The sequence below is a fragment of the Rathayibacter sp. VKM Ac-2805 genome, assembly GCF_009834265.1.
Lineage (GTDB): Bacteria > Actinomycetota > Actinomycetes > Actinomycetales > Microbacteriaceae > Rathayibacter.
Genome location: NZ_CP047185.1, coordinates 1,012,199 through 1,024,880 on the forward strand (window position 1 = coordinate 1,012,199; position 12,682 = coordinate 1,024,880).

Sequence of the window (12,682 nt, forward strand, 5' to 3'; positions counted from 1 at the left end):
TGAGAGTAGCGCGATTCCGCTCCCCGTCCACTGGGGCTTGCGGCGCGGCCCCGGCCCGGGATGAGGGCCGGGGCCGGATTCTCAGGCGCGGGCGGCCGCGTACTGCTCGCGGATGACGGGGCGGTGGTCCGGCGCGGGCTCGGCCACCGAGGTGACGGTCCACGTCGGACGCGATCCTGTCAGCGCCCAGGCGGCCTGCACGGCGGCACCGTCGGCCACGTACTCGCCGGGCGTCGGCACCTGCACGGGCACGTCGAACACCTGCGATGCAGCGAGCTGCACGGCGCGGTTCTGCGCGGCTCCGCCGATGAGGAGGATGCGCCGCGCCTCCACTCCCTGCGCGCGAACGGCGTCGAGCCCGTCGGCCAGTCCGCAGAGCATGCCCTCGATCGCCGCGCGGGCGAGGTTCGGTCGCGTGGTCGAGGCGATGGTCATCCCGTGCAGGCTCGCGGTCGCGTCCGGCAGGTTCGGCGTGCGCTCGCCCTCGAAGTAGGGGACCAGCACGAGGCCGTCGGCACCCGGCTCCGCCTCGAGCGCCAGTGCGGCGAACTCGTCGAAGTCGCTGCCGAGCAGGGTCGCGGTCGAGGCCAGCACGCGCGCGGCGTTGAGCGTCGCGACCAGCGGCAGGAAGCGCCCGCTCGCATCGGCGAAGCCGGCGACGGTCCCGGAGGCGTCGCGCACCGGGTCGTCCGTGACGGCGAAGACCGTGCCGCTCGTGCCGATGCTGACGACCACGTCGCCGGGGCCGGCGCCGAGGCCGAGCGCGGCGCCCGCGTTGTCGCCCGCGCCGGGGCCGACGACGAGTCCGCTCTCGGTGCGGCCCGCCTCCTCCGAGGGGCCGAGCACGCGGGGGAGCAGCGGGCGGTGGCCGAGGGCGCGCTCGAGCAGGTCGAGGTCGTAGCCGTCCGCTCCCCAGTACGAGGTGCCGGACGCGTCGGACCGGTCGGTCGTGAGCGCGTCGAGCTGCGGACCGCGGGCGCAGTCGGGGCCGTAGCCGAGCAGGCGCCAGGTCAGCCAGTCGTGGGGGAGCGCGACGGCGGCGACACGGGCGGCGTTCTCGGGCTCGGCGTCGCGCAGCCAGCGGAGCTTGGTGGCGGTGAAGGAGGCGACCGGCACCGATCCGGTCCGCTCCGCCCAGGCCCCGGCTCCGAGCTCCTCGATGAGCGCGGCGGCGGCGGGCGCGCTGCGGGTGTCGTTCCAGAGCAGAGCGGGGCGGATGACGGCGCCGCTCTCGTCGAGGACGACCATGCCGTGCTGCTGGCCGCCGACCGAGATCGCGGCGACGTCGTCGAGGCCGCCGGCGTCGGCGAGGGCGAGCTGCAGCGCCTCCCACCACGCGGCCGGATCGACCTCGGTGCCGTCCGGGTGGCTCGCCCGGCCGGTGCGCACCACGGCGCCGGTGTCGAGGTCGCGGACGACCACCTTGCAGCTCTGGGTCGACGAGTCGATCCCTGCGACGAGCGTCATCGCTGTCCTCTTTCGTTGGGGGGTACGGGTTCGGGCGTCCGGTGCGGAACCGGGCCGGATGCAGGAGAACGGACGAGATCCCGTGCCGGTGCAGGGGATCTCGTCCGTCTCAGGTCGTCCCGCGGCTGACCGCGGGCTCAGAGGGTGCGGGTCAGCCGCGGGCGCCGAGCAGGTGCTCGGTGGCCAGCTGCTGCAGGCGCACGAAGCCGAAGCCCTTGCCGCCGAGGTAGGCGTCGGCGTCGAACGACTCGTACGAGGCGGTGTCCGCGAGCAGGTCGTCGTACGACTCGCCCTCGTTCAGCGTCGGGGTGGAGAGCTCGGCGACCTTCGCGGCTGCCAGCGCCTCCTGCACCTCGGGGTCGGCGCGGAAGGCCGCGGCGCGCTCCTTGAGCAGCAGGTAGGTGCGCATGTTCGCGGCGGCCGAGTCCCAGACTCCGGTCTCGTCCTCGGTGCGCGAGGGCTTGTAGTCGAAGTGGCGCGGGCCGTCGTAGGCCGGGACGCCGCCGGGGCCGCCGTTCTCGAGGAGGTCGACGAGCGAGAACGCGTTGTGCAGGTCGCCGTGGCCGAAGACCAGGTCCTGGTCGTACTTGATGCCGCGCTGGCCGTTGAGGTCGATGTGGAAGAGCTTGCCGTGGTACAGCGCCTGGGCGATGCCGGCGGTGAAGTTCAGGCCCGCCATCTGCTCGTGGCCGACCTCGGGGTTCACGCCGACGAGCTCGGGGCGCTCGAGGGAGTCGATGAACGCGATCGCGTGGCCGAGCGTCGGCAGCAGGATGTCGCCGCGGGGCTCGTTCGGCTTGGGCTCGATGGCGAAGCGGATGTCGTAGCCCTTGTCGGTGACGTAGTCGCCGAGCAGGTTGACGGCCTCGCGGTAGCGCTCGAGCGCGGCGCGGATGTCCTTGGCGGAGTCGTACTCGGCGCCCTCGCGGCCGCCCCACATGACGAACGTCTTCGCGCCCAGCTCGGCGGCGAGGTCGATGTTGCGGAGGACCTTGCGCAGCGCGAAGCGGCGGACGTCGCGGTCGTTCGAGGTGAAGCCGCCGTCCTTGAAGACCGGGGCGCTGAAGAGGTTGGTGGTGACCATCGGCACGATGAGGCCGGTGGACTCCAGCGCGCCCTTGAGGCGGTCGATCTGGGTCTGGCGCTCGGCGTCGGTGGAGCCGAAGGCGAACAGGTCGTCGTCGTGGAAGGTGAGGCCGTACGCGCCGAGCTCGTCGAGCTTCTCGACCGCGCGGACGACGTCGAGCGGCTCGCGGGTCGGGCCGCCGAACGGGTCCGTCCCGTTGTAGCCGATGGTCCAGAGGCCGAAGGAGAACTTGTCGGCGCGGGTGGGGGTCAGGGACATGGGATCCGAATCCTTTCCGGCGACGTCGCCGAATTGTTGTTGGGCCCAACATATCCCGTGAGGGTCGGGAGGCGCAACGAGCGGAAGGCCCCGCGCGTCGCCCTCCGGCCCCTCGCGGGTGCCGCCGGCTCATGCCGCGGAACCGCTCGCGGAGCGGGCCGGCGCCCGCGGAGGTCGTCGCGAGGATCGCTTGCGCAAGCGCTTCGACTGTGCGTACAGTCGCTCCAGCACGACCGGTCGAAGCGCTTCGAAGCCCGACCGCGACCGACGACGACGTCCGGCAGGAGGAGCCATGGCGACCATCCACGACGTGGCCCGCGCTGCCGGAGTCTCGATCAGCACCGTCTCCTACGCCCTCTCCGGCAAGCGCTCGATCGCCGCCTCCACCCGGCAGCGCGTCGACGACGCGGTGCGCCAGCTCGGCTACCGGCCCCACGCGGGAGCCCGGATGCTCGCCGGGGCGCGGACCCACATCCTCGCCCTCTCCGCCCCGATGCGCGGCGAGCTGCACCTGCCGACCCACATGCGCTTCGTCACCGAGGTGCTCGAGCGCGCCCGGGAGTCGGACTACGACGTCCTGCTGCTCGTCACCGACGAGGCCTCCAGCGGCATCGGGCGCGTCTCCTCCTCCTCGCTCGTCGACGGCATCGTCCTGATGGGCGTCGACGACGACGACGACCGCGCCGAGCTGATCCGCGCGGCCGGGGTCCCCGCCACCTTCATCGGCGTGCCCGCCGACTCCCACGATCTCGCCTGCGTCGACCTCGACTTCGCCGAGGCCGCCCGCCAGAGCGTCCGCCGGCTCGCCGAGCTGGGCCACCGCTCGCTCGGCCTGCTCGAGCACCCGCAGTCCTACACCGACCGCAACGCCGGCTTCGTCCGCCGCTTCGACGAGGCGTTCCGCGCCGAGGCCGCTGCGCTCGGAGTCGAGATCGCGGTCGAGCGCCCGCACATCGGCCGCCCGAGCGCACAGGCCGCGATCGACGCGATCCTCGCCACACCCGTCCCGCCCACCGCGCTCGTGCTGCACTGCAACGAGCCCGTGGCGGAGGCGGCGATCGAGCGCGTCCTCGAGCGCGGCCTCTCCGTCCCCGGCGACCTGTCGATCCTGGCGGCCTGCGCCAGCTACGACGGCGGCGCCCTCCCGGTCCCCACCAGCAGTCTTCCCCTCCCGTTCGACGCGATGTGCCGAGCGGCCGTCGCGCGGACCCTCCAGCAGATCGACTCCGGCCGCACCGTCGGCGTCGAGCTGCTCCCGCCCTCCTACGTCGACCGCGGATCCCTCGCGGTCGCTCCGACCAGCGCTCCGGTGCCGGCGGTCCCGTCCGGCACTCCCGCGCCGGCCTCCCTCTAGTCCTCCACCCTCTTCCCGCCCGCTCCGGCTCTGCGGACTGTCGAAACGCTTCGACACCGCGCCTCCGCGAGAGAGCGCTCCCTGCACCACCTCCGCAGCACCACCGCACCGTTCGAAGGAGAACCACCGCAATGTCGCTCCGATCCCGCTCCGCCTTCCACCGCCCGACCGCCGGTCTCAGCCGGCGCAACCTCCTCGCCGGCGGAGTCGGCCTCAGCGCGATGTTCGCGCTGGCCGCCTGCTCCGGTGGCGGCTCCGACGCCGGCTCCGACGCGCTCTCGACCACGGTCGACGGCGCCGGCCGCACCCTCACGCTCTGGGACTTCGAGACGCCCGACAGCGACCGCGGCATCGCCTGGCTCGCCGCCCGCGACATCTTCACCCAAGAGACGGGGGCCGAGATCGCGTACGAGTTCAAGGCCTTCGAGCAGCTGCGCACCGGCGCCAGCCAGATCTTCAACTCCAACTCGGCGCCCGACGTCGTCGAGTACAACAAGGGCAACGCGACCAGCGGGCTCCTCTCGAGCCAGGGCCTGCTCACCAACCTCGACGAGGCGGTCGAGTTCTACGGCTGGGACTCGCTGATCCCCGGCGCGCTGCAGACCACCGCGAAGTACGACGAGAACGGGATCATGGGCTCCGGCTCCTGGTACGGCATCCCCAACTACGGCGAGTTCACCTTCGTCTACTACAACAAGGACGCCTTCGCCGCCAACGGCCTCGAGGTCCCCACCACCTACGAGGAGTTCACGGCCGTCCTCGACGCCTTCGTGGCCAAGGGGATCACCCCGCTGGCCGAGGCCGGCGCCGAGTACCCGCTGCAGCAGCTCTTCTACCAGCTCGCGCTGCTGAAGGCCGACCGCTCCTGGATCACCGACTACCAGACCTACACGGGCGAGGTCGACTTCGAGGACGCGGCCTGGAGCTACGCGGCCGACCAGCTGAAGACCTACGTCGACAAGGGCTACTTCTCGGCCGACGCCTCCGGGCTGAAGGCGGAGGACGCGGGCACGGCCTTCATTTCGGGCGAGTACCCGATCTTCTTCTCGGGCTCCTGGTGGTTCGGCCGCTTCAAGACCGAGATCACCGGATTCGAGTGGGACACGTTCCTCTTCCCGGGCGCCGAGTTCACGATGGGCTCCGCCGGCAATCATTGGGTGATCCCGGAGACGGCGAAGAACAAGGACCTCGCCTACAAGTGGATCGACATCACGATGCGACCCGAGATCCAGAACCTCATCGGCAACAACGGAGGCATCCCGCTGGTCGTCGACGAGAGCGCCATCACCGACGAGAAGAGCAAGGCGCTGCTCTCGCAGTGGAAGACGGTCGTCGACGGCGACCAGCTCTCCTTCTACCCCGACTGGCCCACCGCGACCTTCTACGACGACCTGGTCGCCGCCACGCAGGAGCTCATCAACGGCTCCTCCGACGAGTCCGCCATGCTCTCCGACCTCCAGGCCAAGTACGACGACGGAGTCGCCGACATCAAGTGACGCGTCGCGTCACTCGATGTCGGAGCCCCCTCTCCCCCCGCGAGATGCCACTTCGGTACGCGACACGCCGTCGCGCCCGTACCGAAGTGGCATCTCGCGGCAGCGCACACCACGACCCCGTCCGACCTAGGAGTACCCATGACGACGACAGCACCTCGTCGCGCGGAGAGCGCGCCGCCTCCCACGACGCCGCCCCGCGAGAAGCGCTCCGGCGGCTACTGGCTCTACCTGATCCCCGGGTTCGTGCTCTTCACGTTCATCGTGCTGATCCCGCTGATCTGGAACGTCTACATCAGCTTCACGTCCTGGCGCGGCATCAAGCCGCCGATCTTCATCGGCCTCGACAACTGGATCGAGCTGATGGGCGACGACCAGTTCTGGACCTCGTTCCTCAACTCGGTCTACATGATCATCGCGATGGTGATCGTCCCCACGATCCTCGGACTCCTGCTCGCGGCGATCCTCTTCGATCTCGTCGGCAAGAAGTTCGGCGGGCGCCTGGCGAGCTTCCTCCGTGCCACCTACTACCTCCCGCAGATCCTGCCGACCGTCATCGCCGCGATCGTCATCGGCTGGATCCTCCGCCCCGACAACGGCGCGCTGAACTCGATCCTCGAGGCCGTCGGGCTCGGCTCCCTCTCGCACGACTGGCTCGGCAAGCCGGACACCGCGATGCTCTCGATCATGGTCGTGATGATCTGGGTGCAGCTGGGCTACCCGGTCGTCATCTTCATGGCGGCGCTGCAGCGCGTGGACCCCGAGCTCTACGAGGCGGCGGAGCTCGACGGGGCGAACTGGTTCCAGCGCTTCCGCTGGATCACGGTCTCGATCATCCGGCCCGAGATCTTCGTGGTCACCCTCACCTGCACCATCGCCGCGCTGAAGGTCTTCGGCCCGATCTACGCCCTGACCCGCGGCGGCCCCGGCGACTCCACGATCGTCCCCTCCTACTACTCGTACACCGAGTTCTTCCAGAAGCAGCAGGTGGGCTACGGCGCCACCATCGCGACCGCGCTCACGATCGTCATCGTGATCCTCGCCGTGCTGTTCATCCGCGCCCAGGAGCGCGTCGAGCGCAGCGAAGGAGCCCGCTGATGTCGGCCATCGAGACCCTGCCCCTCACCCAGGCCGGCACGCAGGACGCGGACCTCTCGTCCTCCCGTCCCGCCAAGCCCGCGAAGGGCACGACGAAGCGCACCCTCGGCGACTGGGTGATCCTCGCCGTCGCCGTGGTGATCGGGCTCGTGATCATCAGCCCGGTGCTGCTGATCCTGCTCAACTCCTTCAAGACCCCCGCGGAGTACTCGGCGAACGGCCCGCTCGCCTTCCCGACCGGCCTCTCCTTCGACGGCCTCTCGACCTTCTGGAGCCGCGTCGACTTCCCCGAGAAGCTCGGCAACTCGATCCTCATCTCGGGGTCGGTCGCGATCCTCGCCGTCGCCCTCTCGGTGCTGAACGCCTACGCGATCGGCATCGGCCGGGTCCGCGGCCGGAGCTGGATCATCGTCCTGTTCCTGCTGGCGAACATGCTCCCGCAGGAGGCCCTGCTCTACCCGCTGTACTACATGTTCAAAGCGGTCGGGATCTACGACACCCAGCTGTCGGTCATCGTCATCTTCACCGTCATCCAGTCGGCGTTCGGCACCTATCTGCTCTCGAGCGTCTACGGCACCTTCCCGAAGGAGATCCTCGAGGCCGCGGCTCTCGACGGCGCCTCGAAGTGGCAGGTCCTCACCCGGGTGATCGTCCCGATCTCGCGGCCCACCCTCTCGGTGCTGATGATCTTCTTCTTCATCTGGACCTGGAACGAGTTCCTCATCCCGCTGGTCTTCCTGGTGAGCGACGCGACGCAGACCGTCCCGATCGCGATCTCGAGCCTCCAGGGCGACAAGATCATGGACGTCACCACGACCAGCGCGAGCGCCCTCCTGGGCCTTCTCCCGACGCTGATCTTCTTCCTGATCTTCCAGCGCACCCTCACCCGCGGCATCACCGCCGGCGCGGTCAAGTAGCCCTCTCTCCCTCCGTCGGCGCCTCCCTCGCGGGATCCGCCGGCGCGCCATCGAAAGGCACCCCCATGAAGTTCACCGACGGGTTCTGGCAGACGCGGGCCGGATTCACGCCCCTGTTCGCGCAGGAGGCGTACGACATCCGCACCGACGGCACCACGCTCGAGGTGATCGCCCCGACCCGGGTCATCCAGGGCCGCGGCGACGTCCTCAACCGGCCGGCGCTCACGGTCACGGTGTCCTCGCCGGCCGAGGGGGTCGCGCGGGTGCGGATCGAGCACTGGCGCGGCACGGCGGTGCGGCCCGGCTTCGAGCTGGCCGGGGGCGACGTCGGAGCGGCGGAGGTGACGGAGTCCGGAGGCGTGCTGCGCACCGGCGACCTCGAGGTCCGGATCAGGCAGGGCGCTCCGTGGTCGCTGGAGTTCTGGGACACCTCGACCGGCACGCGCCTCACCGGGTCCGGGCACAAGGCGCAGGGCTACCTGACCGGACCGGACGGAGCCGCCTACCTGCACGAGCAGCTCGACCTCGGCGTCGGCGAGCTGGTCTACGGGCTCGGCGAGCGCTTCGGCCCCTTCGTGAAGAACGGCCAGACGGTGGACGTGTGGAACGCCGACGGCGGCACCTCCTCCGAGCAGGCCTACAAGAACGTCCCGTTCTACCTCTCCAGCCGCGGCTACGGCGTGCTCGTGAACGATCCCGGCCTCGTCTCGTTCGAGATCGGCTCCGAGGCGGTCGAGCGCGTGCAGTTCTCGGTCGGCGGCGAGGCGCTGGAGTACCTGGTGATCCAGGGCCCGACGAAGAAGGACGTGCTGCGGCGCTACACCGGCCTCGCGGGCCGCCCCTCCGTCGTGCCCGCCTGGAGCTACGGACTGTGGCTGACGACCAGCTTCACCACGAGCTACGACGAGGAGACGGTGAACTCCTTCATCGACGGCTTCGCGGAGCGGGAGCTGCCGCTGTCGGCGTTCCACTTCGACTGCTTCTGGATGCGCGAGTTCCAGTGGACCGACCTCGAGTGGGACCCGCGCACCTTCCCGGACCCCGAGGGGATCCTCGCCCGCCTGCACGAGCGCGGACTGCACACCTGCGTCTGGATCAATCCGTACATCGCGCAGGCGTCGCCGCTGTTCGCCGAGGGGCGCGAGAAGGGGTACCTGCTCAGAACGGCCTCCGGCGACGTCTGGCAGTGGGACATGTGGGTCGCCGGCATGGCGTTGATCGACTTCACGAATCCGGAGGCGACCTCCTGGTTCCAGGAGAAGCTCCGCGTCCTCGTGCGCCAGGGCGTCGACTCCTTCAAGACCGACTTCGGCGAGCGGATCCCGTCGGAGGGCGTCGTCTGGGCCGACGGGACCGACCCCGAGGCCATGCACAACTGGTACACCCAGCTCTACAACCGCGCGGTGCACGAGGTGCTCGAGCAGGAGCTCGGCGAGGGCCGCGCGGTCCTCTTCGCCCGCAGCGCCACGGTCGGCGGGCAGTCGCTGCCGGTGCACTGGGGCGGGGACAACACCTCCTCCTACGTGTCGATGGCCGAGACCCTGCGCGGAGGCCTCTCGCTCGCGCTGGGCGGGTTCGGCTTCTGGGCGCACGACATCGGCGGCTTCGAGGGAACGCCCGATCCCGGAGTGTTCAAGCGCTGGCTCGCGTTCGGCCTGCTCTCCTCGCACTCGCGGCTGCACGGATCCTCCTCGGTGCGCGTGCCGTGGGCGTTCGACGAGGAGGCCGTGGAGGTCACCCGGCTCTTCACCCGGCTGAAGCTCTCGCTGATGCCCTACCTCTTCGCGGCGGGGGCGGAGGCGGCGCGCACCGGGGTCCCGATCATGCGCCCGATGGCGCTCGAGTTCGAGGACGACCGCAGCGCCGCCCACCTCGACACGCAGTACCTGCTCGGGCACGACCTGCTCGTCGCTCCGGTGTTCACCGAGGACGGCACGGTCGAGTTCTACCTCCCGCGCGGGACGTGGACGAGCTGGTGGACGGGCGAGCGGATCGTCTCGACGGGGGAGTGGCGCCGTGAGGTCCACGGCTTCGACTCGCTGCCGCTGTACGTGCGCGAGGGTGCGGTGATCCCGGTGGGGGCCCGCCAGGACTCGGCCGAGTACGACTACCTCGACGGGCTCGAGCTGAGGGTGTTCCCGGGGCCGGACGGAGCGACGCCGGTCCGGGTCGTCGCGCACGACACGGGGGAGGAGACGGTCTTCACCGTGACGCGCTCCCGCGGCGACGTCTCGGTCGACGGCCCGGCCGGCACCTGGACCTGGGTCGAGGCCTGAGCGGCGCCCTCCTGCTGATCGAGCAGCGGGCGCAGCCCTCCCCTCGAGACCCCGGCCCTGCCCCCGGCTAGGCTGACCCCCGCAAGCAGAGGAGACCGCGGATGCCCGACCACGCGACGCGCGGCAACAACCTCGACCGCGTCAGGCGGCACAACCTCTCGGCGATCCTCCGCCTCGTGCACCGCGGCGGCCCCCGCTCCCGCTCGCAGCTGACCCGCCTGACCGGCCTCAACCGCTCCACGATCGCGGCGCTGGTCGGCGAGCTGGTGGAGCTCGGCATCGTGCGCGAGCGCGAGCCCGCCACGCCGAACCAGGTCGGCCGGCCGAGCCCCGTCGTCGAGGCCGATCCCGGAGTCGTCGCGCTCGCCGTGAACCCCGAGATCGACGCCGTCACGGTCGCCGTGGTCGGCGTCGACGCCGTCGTCCGCCGCCGCATCCGCCGCTCCGCCTCCGTCCCCACCGCCGAGGCCGCCGCCCGTCTGGCGGCCGAGGCGGTCGCCGAGCTGCTCGCCGAGCTGCCCGAGGAGACGCGGACCGTCGGCATCGGCGTCGCCGTGCCCGGCCTCGTCCGCGACGCCGACGGCCTCGTCCGGGTCGGCCCGCACCTCGGCTGGGACGACGAGCCCTTCTCCCGCATGCTCGCGGACGCGACCGGCCTGCCCGTCCTCTCGGCGAACGACGCCAACCTCGGTGCACTCGCCGAGAGCGTCCTCGGCGCCGGCCGCGACGTCTCGCACCTCGTCTACCTCAACGGCGGCGCGAGCGGAGTGGGCGCCGGCGTCATCGTCGGCGGCGCGCCTCTGCACGGCATCGACGGCTACGCGGGGGAGATCGGCCACACCCTCGTCAACAGCGCGGGCATCGACTGCCACTGCGGCGCCGTCGGCTGCCTCGAGACCGAGGTCGGCCGCGCCGAGCTGCTCACCGTGCTCGGCCTCGACGAGAGCGAGCGGCTGGAGGAGGCGCTCGCCGCCTCCGAGGACCCGGCCGTCCGCGCCGAGGTCGAGCGCCAGCTCGGGCACCTCGCGGTCGCCCTGCGCAACGTGATCAACGTGTTCAACCCGCAGCTCGTGGTGCTGGGCGGCTTCCTCGGGGCGCTGATCGGAGTCGCGCCGGGGTTCCTGGAGGAGCGCCTGGGCCGCGGCGGCCCCTTCCGGGTCGCGCTCGACTCCGTGCGCATCGTGCGGACCGAGCTCGGTGCCGATCTGCTCATGCTGGGCGCCGCCGAGCTCGCCTTCGAGCGCCTGCTCGCCGACCCGCTCGGCACTCCGCTCCACCCGGTCTGACCCGACGGCGAGCCGAGGGGTGGCGCCGCTGTCCGACACGTGATCGAATTGATTCGACCAAGCGGCGTGGAGCCGACGAGGTCCGCTCCCGCGCCGAGGACGACACCGGCCGACCCCCTCCCTCCCATACCGCTGCGCCCTGCGCAGGAAGGCACTCCGTGTCCACTCCCGCCTCGACTCCGACCGGCTCCCTCCCCGTGCACCGCCACCCGGGCGACGCCCTGACGGCCCGCCAGCGCCTCGTCTACGTGATCGTCCTCGGCTCGCTGACCGCCCTCGGGCCGTTCACGATCGACCTCTACCTGCCGGCGTTCCCCGCGCTGCAGAGCGAGCTGAACGTGTCGGAGGCGGCGGTCCAGCTGACCCTCACCGGCACGACCCTCGGCTTCGCGCTCGGCCAGCTGGTCGTGGGCCCCTGGAGCGACGCGGTCGGCCGGCGCCTGCCGATCCTCCTGGCCACCTCGCTGCACGTGCTGGCCTGCGTCGGTGCGGCGCTCGCCCCCGAGATCGTCACCCTCGGCGTCTTCCGCTTCCTGATGGGGGCCGGCGCGGCGGCGGGCGGCGTGGTCGCGATGGCGATGGTCCGCGACCTCTTCGGCGGACGCCCGCTGGTGCGGATGCTGTCCCGGCTCGCCCTGGTGTCGGGCCTCGCGCCCGTGCTCGCGCCGGTCATCGGCTCGCAGCTGCTGCTGATCATGGACTGGCGCGGGATCTTCGTCTTCCTCGCCGCCTACGGCGTGCTGGTCGTCGCGGCCGTCGGCCTGCTCGTCGTCGAGACCCGGCCCCGCGCCGCCCGACACGAGCGCGAGCACCGCTCGCTCGTGCAGCGCTACCGGGCCGTCCTCAGCGACCGCGTGTTCCTCGGAGTGGCGGTGATCGGGGGCATGACCTTCGCCGGCCTGTTCACCTACCTCTCCAGCTCCTCGTTCCTGTTCCAGGGCCTCTACGGATTCGACGCGCAGCAGTACGGGCTGCTCTTCGCCGTGAACTCGCTCGGCGTCGTCCTCGGCGTGCAGGCGTCCTCCTACCTCAGCCGGAGGATCGGGCCGCAGTGGATCCTCGCGATCACGACGCTGACGCTGTTCACCTCCGCCGGCCTGATCGCCCTCTTCGACGTGCTCGGGCTGGGGCTCTGGGGCACGCTCGTCCCGCTGTGGTTCTTCATCGCGTCGTGCGGCTTCAGCTTCCCGTGCGTGCAGGTCCTCGGCCTGGTCAACCACGGCCGGGAGGCGGGGACGGCCGCGTCGCTGCTCGGAGCGGTCAACTTCGGCACCGCCGGACTGCTGTCGCCGATATCAGGGGTCTTCGGCGCCGGCTCGGCCGTGCCGATGGCCCTGGTGATGATGGCGACGGCGACCGTGTCGATCCTGGCGCTCTGGCTGATCGTCCGGCCGAGGAGCGTCCCGGCGCTGCAGGACTGAGCGCTCGGCTCCGGGTCCCGGCGGT

At 71.2% G+C, this 12,682-nt stretch carries 9 protein-coding genes; 7 read left to right on the top strand and 2 right to left on the bottom strand.

The window, feature by feature from the left end; genetic code table 11:
* Positions 1-81: 81 nt before the first annotated feature.
* Both xylB and xylA read right to left on the bottom strand, forming a co-directional pair.
* On the bottom strand, positions 82-1,467 hold the full coding sequence (gene xylB / locus GSU40_RS04715; protein WP_160033886.1) for a xylulokinase: 1,386 nt from the start codon (positions 1,465-1,467) through the stop codon (positions 82-84).
* 151 nt (positions 1,468-1,618) lie between these two features.
* On the bottom strand, positions 1,619-2,812 hold the full coding sequence (gene xylA / locus GSU40_RS04720) for a xylose isomerase (protein WP_160033888.1): 1,194 nt from the start codon (positions 2,810-2,812) through the stop codon (positions 1,619-1,621).
* A 292-nt stretch (positions 2,813-3,104) separates the two neighbouring features.
* Here xylA and GSU40_RS04725 point away from each other — a divergent pair, with 292 nt between their 5' ends.
* From GSU40_RS04725 to GSU40_RS04755, 7 genes are all read left to right on the top strand, one after another.
* On the top strand, positions 3,105-4,166 hold the full coding sequence (locus tag GSU40_RS04725; protein ID WP_160033890.1) for a LacI family DNA-binding transcriptional regulator: 1,062 nt from the start codon (positions 3,105-3,107) through the stop codon (positions 4,164-4,166).
* Positions 4,167-4,297: 131 nt separating this feature from the next.
* Complete coding sequence (locus GSU40_RS04730) at positions 4,298-5,662, top strand: extracellular solute-binding protein (RefSeq protein ID WP_244229596.1); 1,365 nt, start codon at positions 4,298-4,300, stop codon at positions 5,660-5,662.
* 138 nt (positions 5,663-5,800) lie between these two features.
* Entirely contained in the window at positions 5,801-6,757 is a 957-nt protein-coding gene (locus GSU40_RS04735; protein ID WP_104224874.1) for a sugar ABC transporter permease, read from the top strand.
* A complete protein-coding gene (locus tag GSU40_RS04740; protein WP_104256489.1) occupies positions 6,757-7,674 on the top strand; it encodes a carbohydrate ABC transporter permease in 918 nt (305 codons plus the stop codon). The genes GSU40_RS04735 and GSU40_RS04740 overlap by 1 nt, the downstream gene beginning before the upstream one ends.
* A gap of 65 nt (positions 7,675-7,739) precedes the next feature.
* Positions 7,740-9,950 carry an alpha-xylosidase gene (yicI, locus tag GSU40_RS04745; RefSeq protein WP_160033892.1) on the top strand — a complete coding sequence of 737 codons (2,211 nt, stop codon included), beginning with the start codon at positions 7,740-7,742 and terminating at the stop codon, positions 9,948-9,950.
* 101 nt (positions 9,951-10,051) lie between these two features.
* Positions 10,052-11,236 carry an ROK family transcriptional regulator gene (locus GSU40_RS04750; protein ID WP_104227455.1) on the top strand — a complete coding sequence of 395 codons (1,185 nt, stop codon included), beginning with the start codon at positions 10,052-10,054 and terminating at the stop codon, positions 11,234-11,236.
* A 158-nt stretch (positions 11,237-11,394) separates the two neighbouring features.
* Positions 11,395-12,657 (top strand): multidrug effflux MFS transporter, encoded by a 1,263-nt coding sequence (locus GSU40_RS04755; protein ID WP_104314786.1) that lies wholly within the window; start codon positions 11,395-11,397, stop codon positions 12,655-12,657.
* Positions 12,658-12,682: the final 25 nt, after the last annotated feature.

Excerpts from the sequence above, each read along its gene's own strand:
- yicI (WP_160033892.1), top strand. The coding sequence starts at position 7,740 with ATGAAGTTCACCGACGGGTTCTGGCAGACGCGGGCCGGATTCACGCCC.
- GSU40_RS04735 (WP_104224874.1), top strand. The coding sequence starts at position 5,801 with ATGACGACGACAGCACCTCGTCGCGCGGAGAGCGCGCCGCCTCCCACG.
- xylB (WP_160033886.1), bottom strand. The coding sequence starts at position 1,467 with ATGACGCTCGTCGCAGGGATCGACTCGTCGACCCAGAGCTGCAAGGTG.
- xylA (WP_160033888.1), bottom strand. The coding sequence starts at position 2,812 with ATGTCCCTGACCCCCACCCGCGCCGACAAGTTCTCCTTCGGCCTCTGG.
- GSU40_RS04750 (WP_104227455.1), top strand. The coding sequence starts at position 10,052 with ATGCCCGACCACGCGACGCGCGGCAACAACCTCGACCGCGTCAGGCGG.
- GSU40_RS04740 (WP_104256489.1), top strand. The coding sequence starts at position 6,757 with ATGTCGGCCATCGAGACCCTGCCCCTCACCCAGGCCGGCACGCAGGAC.
- GSU40_RS04725 (WP_160033890.1), top strand. The coding sequence starts at position 3,105 with ATGGCGACCATCCACGACGTGGCCCGCGCTGCCGGAGTCTCGATCAGC.
- GSU40_RS04730 (WP_244229596.1), top strand. The coding sequence starts at position 4,298 with ATGTCGCTCCGATCCCGCTCCGCCTTCCACCGCCCGACCGCCGGTCTC.